Source organism: Schumannella soli (assembly GCF_006517435.1).
Taxonomy (GTDB): Bacteria; Actinomycetota; Actinomycetes; order Actinomycetales; family Microbacteriaceae; genus Schumannella; species Schumannella soli.
The window spans coordinates 192,037-213,170 of record NZ_VHQG01000001.1 but is presented as its reverse complement, the minus strand read 5'-3'; the positions used below and the strand labels follow the sequence as shown (position 1 = coordinate 213,170).

The 21,134-nt window shown below is 72.6% G+C and carries 22 protein-coding genes; 12 read left to right on the top strand and 10 right to left on the bottom strand.

Features of this window, described 5'->3' with window-relative positions; translation table 11 throughout:
- The first annotated feature begins 23 nt into the window (after positions 1-23).
- A complete protein-coding gene (locus FJ657_RS00970; RefSeq protein WP_141161838.1) occupies positions 24-929 on the top strand; it encodes a DUF1444 domain-containing protein in 906 nt (301 codons plus the stop codon).
- On the top strand, positions 926-1,753 hold the full coding sequence (locus FJ657_RS16960) for a luciferase domain-containing protein (RefSeq protein ID WP_181408816.1): 828 nt from the start codon (positions 926-928) through the stop codon (positions 1,751-1,753). The genes FJ657_RS00970 and FJ657_RS16960 overlap by 4 nt, the downstream gene beginning before the upstream one ends.
- 38 nt (positions 1,754-1,791) lie before the next feature.
- On the opposite strand, the gene FJ657_RS00960 is transcribed toward FJ657_RS16960, so the two are convergent.
- The 3 genes from FJ657_RS00960 to FJ657_RS00950 form a co-directional block, all read right to left on the bottom strand.
- On the bottom strand, positions 1,792-2,193 hold the full coding sequence (locus FJ657_RS00960; RefSeq protein ID WP_141161837.1) for a cupin domain-containing protein: 402 nt from the start codon (positions 2,191-2,193) through the stop codon (positions 1,792-1,794).
- Complete coding sequence (locus tag FJ657_RS00955) at positions 2,193-3,623, bottom strand: NAD(P)/FAD-dependent oxidoreductase (protein WP_141161836.1); 1,431 nt, start codon at positions 3,621-3,623, stop codon at positions 2,193-2,195. Before FJ657_RS00955 ends, FJ657_RS00960 begins: the two co-directional genes overlap by 1 nt.
- A gap of 131 nt (positions 3,624-3,754) precedes the next feature.
- A complete protein-coding gene (locus FJ657_RS00950) occupies positions 3,755-4,813 on the bottom strand; it encodes a CobW family GTP-binding protein (protein ID WP_141161835.1) in 1,059 nt (352 codons plus the stop codon).
- A gap of 119 nt (positions 4,814-4,932) precedes the next feature.
- Here FJ657_RS00950 and ykgO point away from each other — a divergent pair, with 119 nt between their 5' ends.
- From ykgO to FJ657_RS00920, 6 genes are all read left to right on the top strand, one after another.
- Positions 4,933-5,055: a type B 50S ribosomal protein L36 gene (gene ykgO / locus FJ657_RS00945; protein ID WP_141161834.1), complete on the top strand. Its 123-nt coding sequence runs from the start codon at positions 4,933-4,935 to the stop codon at positions 5,053-5,055.
- A gap of 202 nt (positions 5,056-5,257) precedes the next feature.
- Positions 5,258-6,625, top strand: a complete 1,368-nt coding sequence (locus tag FJ657_RS00940; protein WP_141161833.1) for an aminotransferase class V-fold PLP-dependent enzyme — start codon at positions 5,258-5,260, stop codon at positions 6,623-6,625.
- Complete coding sequence (sufU, locus tag FJ657_RS00935; protein WP_141161832.1) at positions 6,622-7,071, top strand: Fe-S cluster assembly sulfur transfer protein SufU; 450 nt, start codon at positions 6,622-6,624, stop codon at positions 7,069-7,071. The genes FJ657_RS00940 and sufU overlap by 4 nt, the downstream gene beginning before the upstream one ends.
- A 194-nt stretch (positions 7,072-7,265) precedes the next feature.
- Positions 7,266-7,637, top strand: a complete 372-nt coding sequence (locus tag FJ657_RS00930; protein WP_141161831.1) for a histone-like nucleoid-structuring protein Lsr2 — start codon at positions 7,266-7,268, stop codon at positions 7,635-7,637.
- A 161-nt stretch (positions 7,638-7,798) separates the two neighbouring features.
- Positions 7,799-9,442: a D-alanyl-D-alanine carboxypeptidase gene (locus FJ657_RS00925; RefSeq protein WP_141161830.1), complete on the top strand. Its 1,644-nt coding sequence runs from the start codon at positions 7,799-7,801 to the stop codon at positions 9,440-9,442.
- Between the two features lie 32 nt (positions 9,443-9,474).
- Positions 9,475-10,056, top strand: a complete 582-nt coding sequence (locus FJ657_RS00920; RefSeq protein WP_141161829.1) for an isochorismatase family protein — start codon at positions 9,475-9,477, stop codon at positions 10,054-10,056.
- Positions 10,057-10,092: 36 nt separating this feature from the next.
- Here the strand turns inward: FJ657_RS00920 and FJ657_RS00915 are convergent, their stop codons facing one another.
- A complete protein-coding gene (locus FJ657_RS00915) occupies positions 10,093-11,997 on the bottom strand; it encodes an ABC transporter ATP-binding protein (RefSeq protein WP_141161828.1) in 1,905 nt (634 codons plus the stop codon).
- A 144-nt stretch (positions 11,998-12,141) separates the two neighbouring features.
- On the opposite strand from FJ657_RS00915, the gene FJ657_RS00910 reads away from it, so the two are divergent.
- The 4 genes from FJ657_RS00910 (at position 12,142) to FJ657_RS00895 (ending at position 15,223) form a co-directional block, all read left to right on the top strand.
- Positions 12,142-12,477, top strand: coding sequence for a CHY zinc finger protein (locus FJ657_RS00910; RefSeq protein ID WP_141161827.1), 336 nt, complete (start codon positions 12,142-12,144; stop codon positions 12,475-12,477).
- Positions 12,478-12,546: 69 nt separating this feature from the next.
- Positions 12,547-13,482, top strand: a complete 936-nt coding sequence (locus tag FJ657_RS00905) for an ABC transporter ATP-binding protein (RefSeq protein WP_439653924.1) — start codon at positions 12,547-12,549, stop codon at positions 13,480-13,482.
- 5 nt (positions 13,483-13,487) lie between these two features.
- A complete protein-coding gene (locus tag FJ657_RS00900) occupies positions 13,488-14,369 on the top strand; it encodes an ABC transporter permease (protein WP_255447059.1) in 882 nt (293 codons plus the stop codon).
- A gap of 74 nt (positions 14,370-14,443) precedes the next feature.
- A complete protein-coding gene (locus tag FJ657_RS00895; RefSeq protein WP_255447160.1) occupies positions 14,444-15,223 on the top strand; it encodes an ABC transporter permease in 780 nt (259 codons plus the stop codon).
- 18 nt (positions 15,224-15,241) lie between these two features.
- On the opposite strand, the gene FJ657_RS00890 is transcribed toward FJ657_RS00895, so the two are convergent.
- The 6 genes from FJ657_RS00890 to ribD all read right to left on the bottom strand — a co-directional run bounded on the left by FJ657_RS00890 (position 15,242) and on the right by ribD (position 21,082).
- Entirely contained in the window at positions 15,242-15,529 is a 288-nt protein-coding gene (locus tag FJ657_RS00890) for a GNAT family N-acetyltransferase (protein ID WP_141161823.1), read from the bottom strand.
- A 139-nt stretch (positions 15,530-15,668) separates the two neighbouring features.
- Positions 15,669-17,096, bottom strand: coding sequence for an MFS transporter (locus FJ657_RS00885; RefSeq protein ID WP_141161822.1), 1,428 nt, complete (start codon positions 17,094-17,096; stop codon positions 15,669-15,671).
- 230 nt (positions 17,097-17,326) lie between these two features.
- Positions 17,327-17,821 (bottom strand): 6,7-dimethyl-8-ribityllumazine synthase, encoded by a 495-nt coding sequence (gene ribH / locus FJ657_RS00880; RefSeq protein WP_141161821.1) that lies wholly within the window; start codon positions 17,819-17,821, stop codon positions 17,327-17,329.
- A complete protein-coding gene (gene ribB, locus FJ657_RS00875; RefSeq protein ID WP_141161820.1) occupies positions 17,818-19,206 on the bottom strand; it encodes a 3,4-dihydroxy-2-butanone-4-phosphate synthase in 1,389 nt (462 codons plus the stop codon). The genes ribH and ribB overlap by 4 nt, the downstream gene beginning before the upstream one ends.
- Complete coding sequence (locus FJ657_RS00870; protein WP_141161819.1) at positions 19,203-19,883, bottom strand: riboflavin synthase; 681 nt, start codon at positions 19,881-19,883, stop codon at positions 19,203-19,205. Before FJ657_RS00870 ends, ribB begins: the two co-directional genes overlap by 4 nt.
- On the bottom strand, positions 19,883-21,082 hold the full coding sequence (ribD, locus tag FJ657_RS00865) for a bifunctional diaminohydroxyphosphoribosylaminopyrimidine deaminase/5-amino-6-(5-phosphoribosylamino)uracil reductase RibD (protein ID WP_141161818.1): 1,200 nt from the start codon (positions 21,080-21,082) through the stop codon (positions 19,883-19,885). The genes FJ657_RS00870 and ribD overlap by 1 nt, the downstream gene beginning before the upstream one ends.
- Positions 21,083-21,134: the final 52 nt, after the last annotated feature.

Here is a 21,134-nt window from a genome sequence, read left to right as displayed (position 1 = left end):
GTGGCGGGGTCGAGGGGATGAGCATGGGCTGGTTCGGCAGAAAGCCGTCGGAGGACGATGTGGTCGCCGAGGTGACCCGTCTGGCGCGCACCGCGCTCGCCGAGCGGGGGATCGAGACGGTGGTCGAGTCGACCGGCGATCCGGCGAATCCGCTGCTGCGCGCGGATGCGAGTACGAGCTACCAGCTGGGCAATCTCATCGCCCAGTGCCACGGAGCGCCGCGACGTCAGTGGGCGGAGCTCGTGCAGAACCACGTCGCGATCGTCGACGCGGCGATGCACGCCGACCGCGACACGGTGCTCGACGCCGATGCGCTGCGCACGCAGATCCGCACCCGGCTGCTCGCCGACCTCGGCCCGGAGGATCCGACCGACCTCGGCTACGCCCGTCCTCTCGCGCCGGGGCTCGTGCTGGCGCTCGGCATCGACTTCCCCGACACGGTCGCGACGCTGACGGGCTCGGCGCTGGGCGATCTCGCGATCGGGGTCGACGAGGCCTACGAGCTCGGTCAGCGCAACGCGGATGCGGAGCCGATCGACGAGCGCGACGCGCTCAGCTCCGAGATCACGATCCTGGTCGGCGACTCGCTGTTCATCGCCACGAAGGTCGCGAACATGGAGAACCTGGTGCGCACCGAGATCGGGCCGGCCCCGAACGGCGTCATCTTCGCGGTGCCGCATCGCAGCCTCATCGCCCTGATCGTGGTGCGCGATGCGCAGTCGCTCGTCGCGGTCGGCGCGCTGAAAGCGGTCGTCGACGGCTTCGCGAGCGGGCAGTACGGGCCCCTGCCGGGCGGCCTGATCAGCCCGGATCTGTACTTCTGGTTCGACGGCGAGATCGAGCGGATCACCGGCAACCCCGACCTGGCGCCCGACGCGGTGGATGCGCGCGGACGCCTCGGCGAGGTCGCGGCGCGGCTCGACGCATGAGCCCCGATCCCGTGCGCCGCTCCGGCGACCGCCCCGAGGTCACGAACGAGGGTCCGCAGTCTCAGCTCACCCAGCGTTCGACGCCGGAGCTCTGGGGGCGCCTCGTCGCTGCGGTGTTCGCGCTGCCCGACGTGGTCGAAGCGCACAGCCAGGTCTCGCCCGCATCCTCGCGCGCGGTCTTCCTCGACGATCGACGTGACCATCGCGCGCCCGAGACCGGTCTCGCCCCTGACGGGCGCCTCGAGCCGGTTCACCTGCACGGCGTGGACGACACCTCGCTCCACCTCGTGCTGCCGCCGGAGCGCGGCGCCGAGCTGACCGGCCTGGGCTGGGCCGAGCCGCATCAGTACGGCGACTTCGGCACCGAGTTCTTCGTCTATGGCCCCCGCGACGATGTCGAGCTGGAGGCCGTTCTCGGCTTCGTGCGCGAGGCACTGGCCTTCGCCCGCGGGGAGGAGCGCTCGGCGCCGGGCGTCGATGCGGCGGATCCCGACGGGCCGCCCGGCGACGCAGCGGATGCCCGCGAGCACGGCGAGCAGTCCGTCGCCGACTGGAGCTTCGCGCTAGGCGATCCCGCGGCGATCGCGACCCCGCCGACGCCGGAGCAGTCGGCGGCACTCGAGCGCGCCGCCGCGAGTCTTGCCCGGGCGCGCGCCGCCTACGCGGCCGCGCGTGAGGCCGCCGCCGACGCGGAGGCGCTCATCATCGCCGCGCACGAGGCGGGAGCCTCCCGCGATGCGATCGCCACGCACCTCGACCTCGCGTACACCCACGTGCCCGCGCTGGTCTCGGGCGAGCGCGGGCTGCTCCCGCCGATCGGGTGATCACGGCGTCAGTCCCGTCGGCCATACGCTGACGCGCGTCACGCGCTCGGCGTCACGTAGACCTTCCGCAGGGGCTCGGTGATCGTCCAGAGGGTGCGCTGGCCGGCGTGCAGGCGCACCACCGAGCCCGCGGCGAGGGTGAGGATGCGGTCGGCGGAGCCGGGGGCGGCATCCAGGAACTCGACCGTGCCGCGGCCCGCGAGCACGACGAAGAGCTCGTCGGCCTCGACGTCGCGGGCGGCGCCGGCGCTCATCTCCCAGATCCCGTAGTCGAGGCCGGAGCCACCGGGCAGCGTCCCGAGCTCCACGATCCCGGCGGTCGGCGCGCCCGCCTCGACCTCGTCGGCGGGCAGCGGCTCGTGCTCGAGTGCGATACTCAGCGCATCCACGTGCGATGCGGGGATGAACCCGTCGCTGGCGTCGCCCGCCGCATCCGCCATCACGAGTCGAACCCCAGCCCGACGGCGTCGAGCGCCTTGAGCAGCACGTTGCGACGCCCCTCGCTGTGGTCGGCGCGGTCGAGCGACCAGCGGGTCGCGTTGATGCCCATCGAGGCGGCCGGCTCGGGCGGGAAGGGCAGCGGACGCTCGCGCACCATCCGCAGTCTCGTGCGCTCGGTGTCGGCGCCGTCGAGCTGGTCGAGCATGACCTGCGCGGCGAAGCGGGTCGCGGCGACGCCGAGTCCGGTGAAGCCGGCGGCGTAGGCGACGCGGCCGCCGCGGGCGGTGCCGTAGAAGGCGCAGAAGCGGGTGCTGGTGTCGATCGCGCCCGCCCAGCGGTGGGTGAAGCGGATGCCCTCCAGCTGCGGGAAGGTCGTCAGCAGGTGCGAGGCGAGCTTGCGGAACGACTCCGGGCGATCCTCGTACGACTCCCGCACGCGCCCGCCGTAGTGGTAGACGGCGTCGTAGCCGCCGAACACGATCCGGTCGTCGGCCGTCATCCGGTAGTAGTGGAACTGGTTCGCGAGGTCGGCGAGGCCCTGCCGGTTCGTCCAGCCGATGGAGGCCAGCTGCGCGGCGTCGAGCGGCTCGGTCGCGAGCACGTAGTCGTAGACGGGCACGGTCATGAGCCGGTTGCGCTTGAGCAGCGACGGGAACACGTTCGTCGCCAGCACGGCCTGCTCGGCGCGCACCGAGCCGCGCGAGGTCGTCACGACGACGCCGGCGTCGGCGGGACCGCTCGGGTCGTCGTCGATCGACCTGGCTGGGGAGTGCTCGAAGATCTCGACGCCGAGCCCGACCGCGACGCGCGCCAGTTCGAGGGCGAGCTTGCCGGGATGCGCGAGCAGCGTGCCGCGCTTGTCCCAGGTGGCGGCGAGGTACGTGGGCGAGTTCACCTCGGCGCGCACGGCGGTCTCGTCGAGGAAGACGTGGTCGTCGTCGACGGGCTCCTCACGCAGCCACTCGACCTGGTGCGGCTCGACGGCGAGCGCGAGGGTTCCCGTGCGCTGCGCATCCACCTTCATGTCGTAGCGGGCGATCGTGGCCTCGATCTCGTCGAGGTTCTGCAGGCCGAGCGCGTCGAGCAGCGGCAGTTCTTCAGGCCAGCGGCGCTGGCCGTTCTCCTCGCCGTGGGTGAGGCTCGCCTCGACGAATCCGCCGTTGCGTCCCGAGGCGGCCCAGCCGACGCGCTTGCCCTCGAGCAGCACCACGGTGAGGGCGGGGTTGCGCTCCTTGGCGACGATCGCCGTCCAGAGTCCGGTGTAGCCGCCGCCGACGATCACGAGGTCGGCGTCGTGGTCGCCCTCGAGGCGGGGATGCGCGGCGCGATCGATGTCGTCGAGCCAGAACACCTCGTGCCGGGTCTCGGCGAGCGCGTGGTCGATCGCGCTCGCGGGCGGGGCCTGTCGTTCGAAGACGGTGCGGTGCACGGGATGTCCTTCCGGCGCGGTCGTTCCCGGCAGGTTAGCGGGCGTCTTCCGGCGGAATCCAGTGGTTTCAGCGGTTTGGCACGACGGATTCCGTGGCGGAGGCCGCGGAGTGCTCGCGGATCGGCGCGTGCTCAGGCTCGCGGCTGCCACTCCGGCAGCGGATCGACGAGCTTCGCCCACAGCTCGGGTCCGGCGAGCAGCTCGTCGGGGCGCAGCGCGCACTCGTCGAGTGCGGCGGTGAGGCCCGCGGCGTCGAGGGCGAATCCGGTGATCGCGAGGTCCTGGCCCACGCTGAGCGGGCCGTCGGCCGTGTCGCGCGCGGCCGGCTCGATGCCGATCGAGCCGCCCGCCTGATCCCAGAACCCGGTCACGCCCGGCCGGGTCGCGAAGCGGCAGAAGCCGGCCGAGCGGATGATCGCGCCGTGATCGCCGTGCGACCAGCCGCCCTGCAGCAGCGCGAGCACGCGGCGCGGGTGGAACGGCACCGGGTTCGTGTAGCGCAGCGTGCTGACGCGCGGGTCGGCGAATGCCGGGGCGTGGTCGCCGTTCAGCACCTTCACCCAGCCGGGTTCGACCGGGATGCGGCGAGGGCCCGCGCCGGCGGCCAGGCCGCGGTGCGAGCTGCTTGCGGCCCCCGGGCCGGCGCCGGCGGATCCGGCCGAACGCGCACGGTCGCGCCAGTGCGCCCCGCGCGGCAGCACGAGCCGCGCGTCGGGTGCGAGGTGGCTGAGCAGCGCCAGCAGGCGGCTGAGCGCATCCGCGTCGGGCGCACGACGGTGGTCGACGACGAGCGCGTCGGCGTGCTCGATCTGCTCGACGAGCACCGACGAACGGGCGATGAGGCTGCCCTGGTGCTCGCCGTCGTCGATGAGGCGCTCGTCGGCGAGCTCGACCAGCAGCAGCGCCGGGTCGACGTGCACGATCAGGCTGGTGTGCTCGGCCGCGCTGCCGAGCAGCTCGAACAGGTGCTGCGGGCGGGTGTCCGACGGGGCGCTGATGACCCGCCCTCGACCTGCTGCGATGCCGGCGTCGACGGCGGCGGCGACGCTGCGGCAGGCATCGGCGCAGCTGTCGTGCGCGTCGTGCAGGTGCGTGGCGCGCACCTCGGTGAGGTCGGCGAGGCGGTCGGCCGTGCGGCGGCGGGCGATCGGATCGGGGCCGAGCACGATGCGGAAGCGCGGGGAATGCATGCCGACGATGCTACGTTATCGACAACAGTTCTCATTAAACGGATGCGTGACGGCCCGTCCGCCCGCTCACCTCGGCTCGCGACCGCGACGCCCGCATCCCCGACCGGAAGGAGGCCGCCATGAAGGTGCGCGCCTCGATCAAGTCACTCGCCCGCCAGCCCGGCGCCCAGGTCGTCAAGCGCCGCGGCAAGATCTTCGTCATCAACAAGAAGAACCCGCGCATGAAGGGCCGCCAGGGCTGAGCCCGGCAGCGGGAGCGGACCCCGGGATCTCGACCGGGAATCCGACCTCGGCGCCGTCGACGCGTGGTGGCGACGACGGCGCCGTCGCGGGCGTGACGCGGTCGGCGTCGCGTCCGCACCGGGCCCGGCGGCATGGGGATGCCGCCGGTACCCTGGAGGGGCGCGTCCAGCGCGGCGAGACCGCCGGCGGCGCGCCCCTCCCATGACTTCCAGCACCGCATCCAACTCCCCTGCTCCCGCCCCGGCGGCCGGCCACGCGTCCGCGGCGCCTCCCGCCGCGCTCCCGCTCACCGACGCCGGGGTGGCCCGCATCCGCGCCGACTTCCCGGCCCTCGCGCGCGAGGTCAACGGGCATCCGCTCGCCTACCTCGACTCGGGCGCGACGGCCCAGCGGCCGCTCGCCGTGCTCGACGCCGAGCGCGACTTCCTCCTCAGCTCCAACGCCGCCGTGCACCGCGGCGCGCACCTCATGGCCGCCGAGGCGACCGAGCTGTTCGAGGAGGCGCGCGAGACCGTCGCCCGCTTCGTCGGCGCCGACCCCGACGAGATCGTCTGGACCTCGAACGCGACCGAGGCGATCAACCTCGTCGCCTACGGCATCTCGAACGCGAGCCTCGGCCGCGGGGGAGCGGCCGCCGAGGGCTTCCGCCTCGGTCCGGGCGACGAGATCGTCAGCACCGAGGCCGAGCACCACGCGAACCTCGTGCCGTGGCAGGAGCTCGCCGCGCGCACGGGCGCGACGCTGCGCATCATCCCCGTCGACGACGACGGCGTGCTCGACCTCGATCACCTCGACGAGATCGTCACCGAGCGCACCAAGCTGCTCGCGTTCGCGCACGTGTCGAACGTGACCGGCGCGATCGCCCCGGTCGCGACGCTCGTCGCGCGCGCCCGACAGGTGGGTGCGCTCGTCGTGCTCGACGCCTGCCAGTCGGTTCCGCACGCGAGTGTCGACCTTCACGCGCTCGACGTCGACTTCGCCGCGTTCTCCGGCCACAAGATGCTCGGCCCGACCGGCGTCGGCGTGCTCTACGGCAAGCAGGAGCTGCTGGATGCGCTGCCGCCGTTCCTCACCGGCGGCTCGATGATCACGACCGTGACGCTCGAGGCGTCCGAGTACCTGCCCGCGCCGCAGCGCTTCGAGGCGGGCACGCAGAAGGTGTCGCAGTCGATCGCGCTCGCGGCGGCCGTCGACTACCTCACCGCGGTCGGGATGGATCGGGTGGCCGCCCACGAAGCCGCGCTCGGTCAGCGACTGGCCGCCGGGCTCGCCGCGATCCCGGGCGTGCGCCTGCTGGGGCCGGCCGCCGGCATCCCGCGCGTCGGCCTGGCCTCCTTCGATGTCGCCGGCGTGCACTCGCACGATGTCGGCCAGTTCCTCGACGATCTCGGCGTGGCCGTGCGCGTCGGGCACCACTGCGCCCAGCCGCTGCACCGCCGCCTCGGCGTCACCTCGTCGACGCGCGCCTCGAGCTACCTGTACACGACCGACGCCGAGGTGGATCGGGCGCTCGACGCCGTCGCGAAGACCGTCGCCTTCTTCGGCGGACCCGAGGGGAGCGCCGCATGAGCTCGTCAGAACTGCAGTCGCTCTACCAGCAGGTCATCCTCGACCACTCGAAGCACCCGCACGGCAAGGGCGCGCTGAGCGGCGACACGGCCGCGAGCTCGTGCCAGATCAATCCCACCTGCGGCGACGAGATCACGCTCGAGCTGCATCCCGGCGCCGACGGCACCTTCGATCGCGTGTCGTGGGATGGCTCGGGCTGCGCGATCTCGCAGGCGTCCGCCTCCCTGCTCGCCGGCCTCGCCGAGGACTGGACGCCCGCGGTGCTGCGTGAGCGCATCGGCCAGTTCCGCGAGGCGCTGCGCTCGCGCGGCGCGATCGAGATCGACGAGGAGCTGTTCGAGGATGCCGCCGCACTCGGCGGGGTCTCGCGCTACACCGCCCGGGTCAAGTGCGCGATGCTCGCCTGGGTCGCCGCCGAGGACGCGCTCACCCGCCTCGACGCCTGAGGCCGTTCGCTGCGCCCTGTTCCGGTCGGTCGATGACTGTCGCTATCCCGTGCGAATGGCGACAGTTAGCGACCGATCGATTGAGGGATGCGTCGTGGCCTCGAGTGCGGGATTTCGTCGCGATTAGTGCGGCATTTCTCTAATCCTGCGCGGATAATCGATGAATTCGCGAAAGGCGCGTTAGTGTTCGGTTTATGGCGCGACGCACAGTGATCCAGTTCACCGACGACCTCAGCGGCGAGGACCTGCCCGACGGCACCCGCTCGACGACCTTCGCCTTCAACGGCGTGCAGTACTCGATCGACCTCTCCGACGAGAACGTCGCCAAGCTCGAGGCCGCGCTCCAGCCCTTCATCGACGCCGGCACCCGCGTCGGCGCCCCCTCGGGTCTGCGTCGATCCGGCGCCCGCGCCACCGGATCGGGCGGATCGGGATCGAGCGGCAGCGGCCGCAGCCCCGAAGACCTCGCCGCGATCCGCGAGTGGGCGAACGCGAACGGCTACAGCGTCGGCGACCGCGGCCGCGTCAAGGGCGAGATCCTCGAGGCCTACGACAAGGCGCACTGAGCTCGCAGACTTTTCCGTCGCGACGACGGGGCCGCTTCGCGCGGCCGCAGAATGACGAAGAGCCCCGCCGACCGTGGGGCTCTTCGTCATTCCGCAAGGAGTCGCGCCGGGGTCGTGCTTCGCGGCGGGGTCGCCCCAGCCGGCGATCATAGGATGACGGCGTGACGGACGAGACGCCGCCGCGCGACGGCGAGAGCGGGCCACCACCCGGGGTGTCGGCGAGCGCTCCTGACGCCGCGTCGCCCGGATCGGTCGACAGCGCAACGGGCCTCGAGGCCGCCGAACAGGGCGCGACGCCCGCGTCCGCCGGCAGCGGGGCAGAGCCCGAGGTCGCTGCACCCGTCGCGACATCCGTACCCGCCGCCGATCCCCGCACACGTCGCGCCGGCATCCTCGCCCGGCTCCGCAAACGCCGACTGGCGCTCGGCGCGATCGCCTTCGTGGTCGCCTTCGCCGTGCTCGGAACCGGCGCGGTCGCCGCCGGGCACGCCATGGCCGAGAGTCGAGCCGCCGCCGAGCAGAAGGCCGACGTCGCCGAGTCCGCGAAGCCGAGCGCGCGCCCCCGTCCCGACACGATCGCCGCACCGGCCCGGCTGCGCAGCTGCTCGATCAGCCCGCTCGCCGGCGACACCCGGCTCGGCACCTTCGAGGGCACCGTCATCTCGGCGACCGGAGGTGACGCCCTCTACGACCGCGGCGGCGCGACCCCGGTACGCCCCGGCTCGGCGATGAAGCTGCTGACCGCGGGCGCGGCGCTGAGCGTGCTCGGGCCCGACTACCGCATCCCGACCACCGTCATCGACGCCGGCGACGACTCCATCGCGATCGTCGGCCACGGGGATGCGACCCTCAGCGCCCAGCCCGCCGGCAGCGCCTCGGTCTACGCGGGGGCGCCGAAGCTCGCCGACCTGCTCAGCACCGCCGCGAGCACCTGGACATCGCGGCACCCCGGCAAGACGATCTCGACGGTGCTGCTCGACGCGTCGTACTGGGGCACCGGCGACAGCTGGGATGCGACGTGGCCGACGGCGCTGCAGACGACCGGCGTCGTCTCGAAGGTCACCTCGCTGCAGCTCGACGGCGACCGCGCCGATCCGGCCGTCGCGATCAGCCCGCGCTCCGACGACCCGGTCGCCGCCGTCGGCGCGAAGGCGCTCGCCGCGCTGCGGGCGGCGGCTCCGGGTCTCGTCGCCGACGATGCGACGGCGCTCGCCGCGACCGCGCCGGCGGGCGGCACCGAGATCGCTCAGGTGCAGTCGCAGCCGGTCTCGCAGCTCGTCGGTCAGATGCTCTCGCTCGATGACGCCACGCTCGCCGAGACGCTCGGCCGTCTCGTGTCGAAGAAGCAGGGCGACGGTGGCAGCGCCGCCTCGCTGACCGGAACCTACGCGACCGCGCTCGCCGGCTACGGCGTCGCGACGACCGGCATCGTCGTGCACGACGGATCGGGCCTCAGCACCGACGACGCCGTCTCGGCCGTGTTCCTGGCCCGGTTCGCCGCCGAGATCGCGCAGAGCCACGACGACCTCGCGCTGCTGCGCACCCAGCTCGGCCGCAGCGGTCAGAGCGGAGCGCTCGCCGGCCGCTTCGGCGGCACGAGCTCAGCCGACGGCGCCGTCGAGGCGTTCAGCGGCGGCGGCCCCGGCGTGCGCACCCTGATCGGAACCGTGCAGGCCGCCGACGGCACCGCCCTCGCCTTCGCCTTCCTCGGCGTGGGCGACGCCGTGAACGAGACCGCCGATCCCGCGCTCGACGCGCTCGCGGCAGCGCTGCACGACTGCGGCGCGAATCTGTCCAGCATCTGAGCGCGGGCATCCGCGAGCAAGGAGGTAGGCCGATGACGGCGACGACCAGGGCTCTGCTGATCGTGGATGTGCAGAACGACTTCACCGAGGGCGGCGCGCTCGGGGTGCGCGGCGGCGCGGCGCTCGCGGCCGGCGTGACCCGGCTGCTGGGTGACGACCCCGAACGCTACGGACTCGTCGTCGCCTCGCGCGACTGGCACCACGGCGACGACACGAACGGCGGCCACTTCGCCGAGGGCGCCGAACCCGATTACGTCGACACCTGGCCGTTGCACTGCGTCGCTGGCACCCTCGGTGCCGAGTACCACCCCGCGCTCGACGCCTCGCTCATCGACGTGCACGTGAAGAAGGGGCAGGGTGTTCCCGCCTACTCCGCCTTCGAGGGCACACTCGACGACGGCAGCGCGCTCGCGGACGAGCTGACCCGGCGGGGGATCGACGAGGTGGATGTCGTGGGCATCGCCACCGACTACTGCGTGCGTGCCAGCGCGCTCGATGCGCTGCGCAGCGGCCGCCGGGTGCGCATCCTCACCTCGCTCGTCGCCGGTGTGGCGCCCGAGTCGTCCGCGGCGGCGCTCGCCGAGCTCGCGTCCGCCGGGGCCGTGCTCGTCTGACCCCGGCGCGGCCGGCCCCGGGGACGACGGCCGACCTCAGACGAGCAGCTGGTGCCGGGCGAGCTCGCGGTAGAGCGGGGTCGACTCGAGCAGCTCGGCGTGCGTTCCGACGCCGGCGACCCGGCCGCCGTCGAGCACGATGATGCGGTCGCTGTCGACGACGGTCGACAGCCGGTGCGCGATCACGAGCAGGGTGCGGTCGGCGGCGACGCGGTCGATCGCCTCGCGCAGCAGCTGCTCGTTGACGCCGTCGAGCGCCGCGGTGGCCTCGTCGAGCAGCAGCACGGGCGGCGCCGCGAGCAGCGCCCGCGCGATCGCGAGCCGCTGACGCTCTCCGCCGGAGAGCATGACGCCGTCCTCGCCGACGGGCGCGTCGAGGCCCAGCTCGTTCCGCTCCAGAACGGCGCCGAGGTTCACCTCGCGCAGCACGCGGATGCAGTCCTCGTCGCTCGCGCCGGGCGCCGCCAGGGTCAGGTTCTGGCGCAGCGTGCCGGCCAGCACCGGAGCATCCTGCTCGACGTAGCCCAGCTGCGACCGCAGCTCGCCGCGGTCGAGGGCGCGCACATCCCGCTCGCCGAACAGCACGCGGCCGCCGTCGGCGTCGTAGAAGCGCTCGATGAGGGCGAGGATCGTGCTCTTGCCCGCGCCCGACGGCCCGACGAGCGCCGTGCGCTGCCCCTTCGGCACCGCGAAGGAGACGCCCTTGAGCACGGTGCGATCGCGCGGCTCGGCGACGGTGCCGACCGCGGCGGCGATCTCCTTCTCGCGCTCGGTGCGGTGCGCGGCCTCGGGGTAGCGGAACACGACCTCGTCGAAGCGGATCGCCGCGTGCTCGCGCTCGTCGACGGTCAGCGACGTCGGAGCCCCGGTCTCGACCGGCGCGACCGAGAGGCTCGTCGCGCGGGCCGCGGTCGCGGCATCCCCCTCGTCCTCGCTCGGGATCGCGATGATCTCGCGGATGCGACCGAGCGCGCCGAGCGCCTGGTTGACCGAGGTGATCGCGCCGAAGGCCGTGGCCAGCGGCATGATCATGAGGAACAGGAAGAGGATGAACGCCACCAGGCTCGCGACCGTGATCGCGCCGCTCGCGACGCGGAACCCGCCGACGCCGAGCACCACCAGGAACGAGGCCTGCATCGCGATGCCGGCGATCGGCACGATCAGCGCCGACACTTTCGCGACGCGGATGCCGGCGCCCCAGGCCGCGTCGGCGTCCTTCTCGATCTCGGCGCCCTCGCGCTCGGTCGCGCCCGCCGCGCGCACCGTCCGGATCGCGCTGACGGCGCGCTCCACCGACGCGGCCAGATCGCCGACGCGCTCCTGCTGCTGACGGCTGGCGACGCGCACGCGTCCGCTGAGCAGCACGACCGCGACGATCGAGATCGCGACGACCAGCACGGTCAGCCCGAGCAGCACCGGGTCGATCACGGCCATGCCGAAGATCGCGCCGATGAAGACGACGGCGCCGCCGACCGCATCCACCAGACCCTGGGTCATGACGGCGTAGAGCAGCGTCGTGTCGCTGCCGACGCGCGAGACCAGGTCGCCCGTGCGGCGCAGGTCGAACTCGGTGATCGGCAGGTGCAGGATGCGCCGCACCAGCTGCACGCGCGCCGAGCGGACCACGCTGGTTCCGGTGCGCTGCAGCAGGTAGTGCTGCACGGCCGAGATGAGCGCGCTGACCACGACGAGCGCGATGAGCAGCCAGGTCAGCGGCCCGAGGCTCGCGCCCTTCTCGACGCGGCCGATGACGGTGCTCACCAGGGCGGGCTGCGCGAGCGAGGCGGCCGCGCCGACGAGGCTCAGCAGCACGACCGCGACGAGCGCGCCGCGGTGCTCCGTCAGGTAGGGGAGCAGGTCGCGCAGCGAGGCGCGGGGTCCGTCGTCTTTCGCGGGTCGCGCGAAGGGGCTGCGGCGGGCAGAGGATGCGGGGGAGCTCACGGTTCTCTCCAGTGCGCGAGGGTGGGGGCGGGTCGCGCGCCGGGCGCGGTCCACCGTAGAGCGTCCCACATCCTCGCTCGGAGGCACCCGACGGCGCGGGGACCCGCGTGCGTTCCGAAGCCTCGCGCGTGGCACGATGGCGGCATGACGACCGCCGCTCCCGCACCCCGCGTGCTCGGGCCGGTCGTCGACGACGCGACCCGCTGCATCCACTACCGCGGCGAGCTGGATGTCATCGCGATCCGCTTCGCCTGCTGCGGCGACTACTACCCGTGCCACGCCTGCCATGCCGAGAGCGTCGACCACGCCGCCGCGGTCTGGCCCCTCGACGCCCGCGACACCCGCGCGGTGCTGTGCGGGGAGTGCAAGGCCGAGCTGACGATCGCCGAGTACCTCGCGGCCGACTCCTCGTGCCCGCGCTGCGGCGCCGGCTTCAACCCGGGATGCGCGCTGCACACGCACCTCTACTTCGCCGTCTGAGGGGGTCGACACCCACCTCGCTCGCCGACGGCGTTCCCGATGTCGCACGCGCTGTCTAGGGTGAACGACGTGAGCGAACCCGTCATCCACGCCGCCGGTCTCACCAAGGTCTACGGCGACACCGTCGCGGTCGGCGGCATCGACTTCGACGTGCCGCCGGGGGAGTCGTTCGGACTGCTCGGGCCGAACGGCGCGGGCAAGTCGACGACGATGCGGATGGTCGGGGCGGTCTCGACGCGCACGGCCGGCGAGCTGAGCATCCTCGGGCTCGATCCCGATCAGCACGGCCCCGAGATCCGCGCCCAGCTCGGCGTCGTGCCGCAGCAGGACAACCTCGACATGGAGCTGCAGGCCCGCGAGAACCTGCTCGTCTACGGCCGCTACTTCGGGCTGCCGCGCCGGGTCATCGCCCAGCGCGCCGACGAGCTGCTCGCCTTCGCGCAGCTGGAAGACAAGGCGAAGAGCAAGGTCGACGACCTCTCCGGGGGCATGAAGCGCCGGCTCACGATCGCCCGCGCGCTCATCAACGATCCGCGCATCCTGCTGCTCGACGAGCCGACGACCGGTCTCGACCCGCAGGCCCGGCACATCCTCTGGGATCGGCTGTTCCGGCTGAAGGAGCAGGGCACGACCCTCGTGCTGACGACCCACTACATGGATGAGGCCGAGCAGCTCTGCGACCGGCTCGTCGTGGTCGACAAGGGGCGGATCATGGCCGAGGGCAGCCCGTCGGCGCTGATCCGCGAGCACTCCACGCGCGAGGTGCTCGAGGTGCGCTTCGGCTCGGATCGCAACGCGGATGCGGCGAAGCGCATCGGCGCGATCGCCGGCCTGGGCGAGCGCATCGAGGAGCTGCCGGATCGGGTGCTCGTCTACGCCGACAACGGCGAGCACGCGCTCGCCGCCGTGATCGAGAGCGGGCTCGAGCCGGTCACGTCGCTCGTGCGGCGCTCGAGCCTCGAAGACGTCTTCCTGCGGCTCACCGGAAGGTCGCTGATCGAATGAGCGCCGTGACTTCGAACGCGGGCTCCGGATCCGGCGCGCAGCCGAGCGCGGCCGGCCGCGCGTACCCGACCCGCGACGAGCTGCTCGCCACCGGCGCGCGCCCGCGCCGCCTCGGTCCGCTGTTCGTCGCCGAGCACCAGCTGCGCACGATGAGCAAGTTCGGCGTCACGATGATCGCGACCGCGACGGGCACGCCGCTCATCTACCTCTTCGCCTTCGGCGTCGGGCTCGCGACGCTCATCACCGGCAACGTCGGCCCCGGCGGTGCGAACGGGCCTGTCAGCTACATCGAGTTCGTGGCGCCGGCGCTGCTGGTCACCGCCGGCACACTCGTCGCGACCGAGGAGTTCACGTTCGGCATCCTTCTCGGGCTGAAGTGGAATCCGGTGTTCGTCGGCATGAACGCGGCGCCGATCTCGGGCCCGCAGATCGTGACCGGCCACTTCCTGTTCGCGGCCGTGCGCATGACGATCACGGTCACGATCTATTACCTCGTGATCCTGCTGTTCGGGGCGATGCCCTCGCCCGCCGGGGTGCTGCTCATCCCGATCGGACTGCTCGCCGGCTTCTCGTGGACGCTCGTCGCGGCCTACGCGGCGACGATCACCGAAGACAAGGGGCAGTTCGCGGTGCTGCAGCGCGTCGTCATCCTGCCGCTCACCCTGTTCAGCGGCACCGTCTTCCCGCTCACCCAGCTGCCCGTCTACCTGCAGCCGATCGGCTGGCTCTCGCCGCTGTGGCACGCGAGCGAGCTCGGCCGCCAGGTCGCCTACGGCCCGACCGAGCCGCTGTGGCTCACGCTCGTGCACCTCGCCTACCTGCTCGCGCTCGCCGCGGTCGGCTGGATGCTGTGCCAGCGGATCGTGAAGCGGAGGCTCGACAAGTGAGCAGCACCACGGCCCGCGTCGCCGCGGCACGCTCGCGCGGCGAAGGATCCGGTCCGCGCCGGCGCGGCGGAGGCGTGCGCGCGCTCTACGCCGGCAACGCCCGCTCGGTCGTCGTGCGCGGGCTCGTCGCGACGCGCAGCACCAACTGGATCGTCGTGCTCACCGGCGTCGTCGAGCCGGTGTTCTACCTGCTCTCGCTCGGCGTCGGGCTCGGCGGCTACGTGACCGGCGTCACCGACCCGGCCGGTCATCCGATCAGCTACGCCGCGTTCATCGCGCCGGCGCTGCTCGCGGTCTCGGCGATGAACGGCGCCGTCTACGACTCCACGTGGAACGTCTTCTTCAAGATGCACTTCGGCAAGCTCTACCAGGGCATGCTCGCCACGAGTCTCGGGCCGCTCGACATCGCGCTCGGCGAGATCCTGCTCGCGCTGCTGCGCGGCGGCGTCTACGGGACGATCTTCCTCGTCGTGATGACCGCCCTGGGGCTGAACCTGTCGTGGACGGCCGTGCTCGCGCTGCCCGCGCTGCTGCTCATCGCCTTCGGCTTCGCCAGCATCGGCATGGCGATCACGAGTTACCTGAAGACCTTCCAGCACATGGACTGGATCCAGTTCGTCATGCTGCCGATGTTCCTGCTCTCGGCCACGTTCTACCCGCTGACCGTCTACTCCGAGCCGATCCAGTGGTTCATCCAGGCGATGCCGCTGTGGCACGGCGTCGAGCTCGTCCGCAGCCTGACGACCGGGGCGATCGGGCCGATGCTGCTCGTGCACGTCGCCTACTACGCCGTGATGGTCGCGATCGGCATGGTCTTCACGACCCGGCGACTGCGGGCGCTGTTCCTCGACTGAGGGGATGCGCCGGCCGCCTCAGCGCGCGAGCAGCCCTGCGCGGTCGGGGTGCGCGTCGAACCACTGCGCCACGTACCAGCACATCGGCACGACACGCCGCTCGGAGTTCTGCTCCACGTCGTCGATCGCGAAGTCGACCAGCTTCTCGGCCCAGCCGTGTCCGCGGTGCTGCGGCTTGGTGAAGGTGTGCGGGAACGAGATCTGCTCGCCCAGAACCCGGTAGTCGAGCACGCTCACCAGCTCGCCGTCGACTCTGAGCGCGTAGCGCGACGCATCCTTCTGGTCCTCGATCACGACATCCACCATGACCCCAGTGTGCGCGAAAGCGCGGCGGCGCGCTGGATGCCGGCGCGCTGGACGCCGAGAGCCCGGCGCCGCGAGTGCGGTACCGGGCTCTCGGCGCGAGTCGACAACCGAGTCGGCCGCCGACGTCAGCGCAGGTCGGTCACTCGACGATCGTCGCGAAGTCGCTGTGCTTGGTCTCCTTCGACAGCCGCAGTGCCGCGAAGGTCAGCACCGCGGCGAGGCTCAGGTAGATGCCGACGAGGATGATGCTGCCGCCCGCGAGTCCCCACAGCGCCAGGGCGATGATCGGGGCGACGGCCGCGCCGATGATGCTCGACACGTTGTAGCTGACGCCCGAGCCGGTGTAGCGCACGTTCGTCGGGAACAGCTCGGGCAGCGTCGCGCCCATCGGGCCGAAGGTCAGACCCATGAGCGAGAAGCCGATGATCAGCCAGAGCATGACGCCCACGAAGCCGGCGTCGGCGAGCGGCACGAACAGGAAGCCGAAGACGAAGATGCCGGCGGTCACGACCGAGAGCATGTTGCGGCGGCCGAAGCGCTCGGCGAGCGGCCCGGCGACGAGCGTGAAGATGCCGAAGAACACGACGCCGACGATCAGCATGATCAGGAAGTCGGTGCGGGTGTAACCGAGTCCCGCGAGGAAGGCGTCGGCGTTGAAGGGCTTGCCGGCCGCATCCGCGGCCGCCTTGCCGGCTTCGACGCTCGAGGGGGTCGTGCCGTAGGTCAGCGTGAACGTGGTCATCAGGTAGAAGAGCACGTAGGTCGCCAGCATGATGAAGGTGCCGAGGATGAGCTGCCACCAGTTGAAGCGGAACACCCGGCCGAGCGGCACGCGCGCGACGGCGTTCTGCTCGACGACCTTCGTGAAGGCGGGCGCCTCGACCAGGCGGAAGCGAACGTAGAGGCCGACGATCACGAGCAGCGCGCTCGCCAGGAACGGCACGCGCCAGCCCCACAGCGCGAAGGTCTCCGGCGTCATCGTCAGGTTGAGGATGAGGAACAGGCCGTTCGCGATGATGAAGCCGATCGGGGCGCCCAGCTGCGGGAAGGTGCCGTAGATCGCGCGCTTGCCCTCGGGGGCGTTCTCGGTCGCGAGCAGCGCCGCGCCGCTCCACTCGCCGCCGAGGCCGATGCCCTGGGCGAAGCGGAACAGGGTCAGCAGCGCCGGCGCGAGCACGGCCCAGCCGGGCGTGGTGGCGCCGGGCAGGCAGCCGATCAGGAAGGTCGCGATGCCCATCGTGAGCAGCGCCGCGATGAGCGTCGTCTTGCGGCCGACGCGGTCGCCGAAGTGGCCGAAGAGGATCGAGCCGAGCGGGCGGCCGATGAAGGCGGCGCCGAAGGAGGCGAACGACGACAGCAGCGAGGTGGTCGCATCCGCGTTCGGGAAGAACAGCGCGGGGAAGACCAGCACGGCGGCGGTCGCGTAGACGTAGAAGTCGTAGAACTCGATCGAGGTGCCGATCAGGCTGGCGAAGACGACGCGCGAGCGCTTGTTGACCGGGGCGGTGGAACCGCCGGGATTGCTGCCGGCGGTGCTGCCGGCGGGCGTCGTGGACGACGCGGACATGCGGGACTCCAGGGAGGGTGAGCGGCGCCACGGGGCCGGAGCCGAGTCGCCGCGAGGGTTCAGCGGCGTGCTCGCTCGACGGCGGGGCGCGAGGTGGTGAGAGGGGCGGTCGCTTGTGGCGACCCGCGGGAAACCTTACGCCTGTTCAGAACCGTGTTCAGACCACTGCCCGACAGCTGTCGACCCCGGGCGCCGTGGCGCGCCGGGGTCGACGGGTGGAGCTGGTGGGGTCAGGCTGGGATGCTGGTGGGCGCGTGGCCCGCGATCTGACGCAGCACGATCGCCGTGGCGAGGGCGGCCGAGGCGGCCTCGGCGCCCTTGTCCTCCTTCGACTCCGGGTAGCCGGCGCGGTCGATGCCCTGCTGCTCGTCTTCGAGGGTGAGCACGCCGAAGCCGACCGGCTTTCCTGTGTCGAGGGCGACGCGGGTGAGGCCGTCGGTCGCGGCGGAGCTGACGTACTCGAAGTGCGGGGTGCCGCCGCGCACGATCACGCCGAGGGCGACGACCGCATCCGCGCCCGCGTCGAGGGCGGCCTTGGAGGCGACGGGCAGCTCGAAGCTGCCGGGCACCTGCACCTCGGTGATCTCGGCGCCGGAGGCCTCGAGCACGCGACGCGCGCCGGCGAGCAGGCCGTCGGCGATCCTGTGGTGCCAGAGTCCGGAGACGATCGTGACCTTCAGGCCGCGGCCGTCGATCTCGTAGGTGGGCTGTCCTTCGCCGCTCATGATGCGGTCCTCTCGGTCGGGGCGGATGCGGTGGTGGTCGTGGATGCGGTCGGGATCGCGCCGGTCGCGTCGCCGACGACGGGCAGGGCGCCCGCACGGCCGACGGCGCTGCGGCGGGCCTCGTCGAGCACCTCGTGCGCGGGGAGCGCGTGGCCCATCCGGTCGCGCTTGGCGTCGAGGTAGCCCTCGTTGAACTCGCCGACGCCGACGACGAGCGGCACGAGCTCGTCGATCGCGATGCCGCGCTCGCGCAGCTGGCGCGCCTTCTCGGGGTTGTTGCTGAGCAGGCGCACTCGCTCCACGCCGAGGTCGTCGAGGATCGCGGTCGCGGCGCCGTAGTCGCGGGCGTCGGCCGGCAGGCCCAGGCGCAGGTTCGCGTCGAGGGTGTCGAGGCCGTCCTCCTGCAGGCGGTAGGCGCGCAGCTTGTTGATCAGGCCGATGCCGCGGCCCTCGTGACCGCGCAGGTAGATCACGACGCCGCCCTGGTCGCGGATCGTCTCGAGCGCCGCATCCAGCTGGGGCCCGCACTCGCACTTGAGCGAGCCGAAGGCCTCGCCGGTCAGGCACTCGGAGTGCACGCGCACGAGTGTGCCGTTCGCGGGTGCGACGCCATCGGGGCCGTCGGAGATCCAGGCGACGTGGTCGGCGCCGGTCGAGCGGTCGCGGTAGGCGCGCACGCGGAAGGTGCCGTGCTCGGTCGGCACGGTCGTCTCGACCTCGAAGGTCACGCGCTGCCATTCGCTCACGTCGACGACCGGCTCGGGGTCGGTCTCGCAGCGGTTGGCCTCCATGAAGCGGATGAGCTCCTCGATCGTGATGACCGGGATGCCCTCGCGCTCGCCCAGCGCGATGAGACCGGGCAGGCGCTCCATCTCGCCGTTGTCGGCGACGATCTCGCTGATCGCGCCGACGGGGATGAGCCCGGCGAGCTTCATCAGGTCGACCGCGGCCTCGGTGTGGCCGTCGCGCTCGCGCACGCCGCCGTCGACGGCGCGCAGCGGCATGATGTGACCCGGACGCGACAGCGAGGCCGGCGTCGAGGTCGGGTCGGCGAGCACGCGCAGGGTGTTGGCGCGGTCGCTGGCGCTGATGCCGGTGCTGAGCCGGTCGGCCGCATCCACGCTGACCGTGTACGCGGTGCCGCGCGGGTCCTCGTTGTGCTCGACCATCGGCGGCAGGTTCAGCCGATCGGCGATCTCGTTCGTCATCGGGGCGCAGATGAAGCCCGAGCTGTGCTTCACCGTCCAGGCGATCCACTCCTGGCTGGCGCTCTGCGCGGCGAGGATGACGTCGCCCTCGTTCTCACGGCCCTCGTCGTCGGCGACGATGACGGGCTTGCCCTCCCGCAGGGCCTGGAGTGCTTCGGGGATGCTCGCGAGGCTCATGCGCGCACCTGCTCTTCCTTCTCGGTGGTGGCGCCGGCGCTCGCCGCGTCCGCGGTGAGCGCACTGCCCGCCACGGTCTCGGGCAGCCGGCCCAGGTCGGCCAGGCGCAGGATGTGCCGGGCCAGGATGTCGGTCTCGATGTTGACGGCGGCGCCCGCTTCGAGCGCGCCGAGCGTGGTGGCGGCGAGCGTCTCGGGGATGAGCGAGACCTCGAACCAGTCGGCGCCGACACCGCTCACCGTGAGCGAGACGCCGTCGACCGCGATCGAGCCCTTGCGGGCCACGAGCGGCGCGTGCTCGGGGTCGAGGCTGAAGCGCAGCACGCGCCAGCCGTCGGCCTGCTCGACGGTGAGAAGACGTGCGGTTCCGTCGATGTGGCCCTGCACGATGTGGCCGCCGAGGCGGTCGCCGGCGGCCATCGCGCGCTCGAGGTTGACGCGGTCGCCGGGGCGGCGCTCGCCGAGGGTGCTCATGGCGATCGAGACGCCCATGACATCCGCGGTGAACCAGTCGGCGCCCTGGTCGACGACGGTCAGGCAGACGCCGCTGACCGAGATGGAGTCGCCGTGGTGGGCGTCGGAGGCGGCGAGGGGCGCGCGCACGGTGATGCGGGCCGCGTCGCCCTGCGGCTCCCAGGCGATGATCTCGCCGCGCTCTTCGATGATTCCGGTGAACATCAGTTCTCCTCGGTGCTGGGGACAGCGGTGGTGCTGGCTGCAGTGGTGCTGACAGCGGTGGTGGATGCGGGCGCGGCGCTCGCCGCGGGGTCGACGGGTTCGGCGGGTTCGGCGGGTTCGGCCGTGATGAGCAGATCGTCGCCGAGCTGCTCGACGCCGGTGACGCGCAGGCGGCGCGCCTCGCCGATGGTGCGGATGCCGAGGTCGCCGAGCGCGAGCTTCTCGCCGCCCAGCAGGGCGGGAGCGAGGTAGACGAGGTACTCGTCGGCGTAGCCGGCGGCGATGATCGCGCTCGCCAGCGTCGGTCCGCCCTCGACGTAGACGCGGCGGAGGCCGCGCGCATCCAGGTCGGCGAGCACGGCCGCGAGGTCGCGGGTTCCGGTCTCGATCAGTCCGCGCGGATGCGAGCGCAGCACGGCATCCGCGGGAACGGCGGTCTCGCCGATGACGACCGGCATGGGCTGGGCGGCGAGCAGCTCGCCGCCGTCGCCGCGGGCCGTGAGCGAGGGGTCGTCAGCCAGCACGGTGCCCGTGCCGACGAGGATCGCGTCGCTCGCGGAGCGCTGCTCGTGCACGCGCTGCCGGGCGGCGGGGCCGGTGATCCACTGGCTCGTGCCGTCGGCGGCGGCCGCGCGGCCGTCGAGCGTCGACGCCCACTTCACGGTGACCCAGGGGCGGCCGCGGCGCACCGCGGTCAGCCACCGGCGCAGGAAGAACTCGGCCTCGGCCTCGAGCACGCCGCCGTCGACCTCGACGCCGGCCTCGCGCAGGCGCGCTCCGCCCCCCGACGAGTTCGCGCCCGGGTCGGCGACCGCGTACACGACGCGGGCGACGCCGGCGGCGATCAGCGCCTCGCTGCACGGGCCGGTGCGTCCGGTGTGGTTGCAGGGCTCGAGCGTGACGATGGCCGTGAGCCCACGCGCGTCGTGCGGAACGGGGAGCTTCGACAGCGCGTCGATCTCGGCGTGCGGGGTGCCGGCGCCGTGGTGCCAGCCCTCGGCCACGGTGCGTCCCTCGGCGTCGAGCAGCACGCATCCCACCTGGGGGTTGCCGCCGGTGACCGGGCCGAGCGCCGCCAGTTCGAGTGCGCGGCGTACGGCCTGCTCGACGGTCGCGTCGTCGACGCGGCGGGCGGGCGCGGCGTGGGCGGGCGCGGCGTCAGCGCGGCTCGCGGTGCGCTGCGGCGTTGTCTCGGTCATCCGGTCTTCCTGAACTCGTTCTCGAGCAGGGTCCGGGGGTGACGGCATGCGC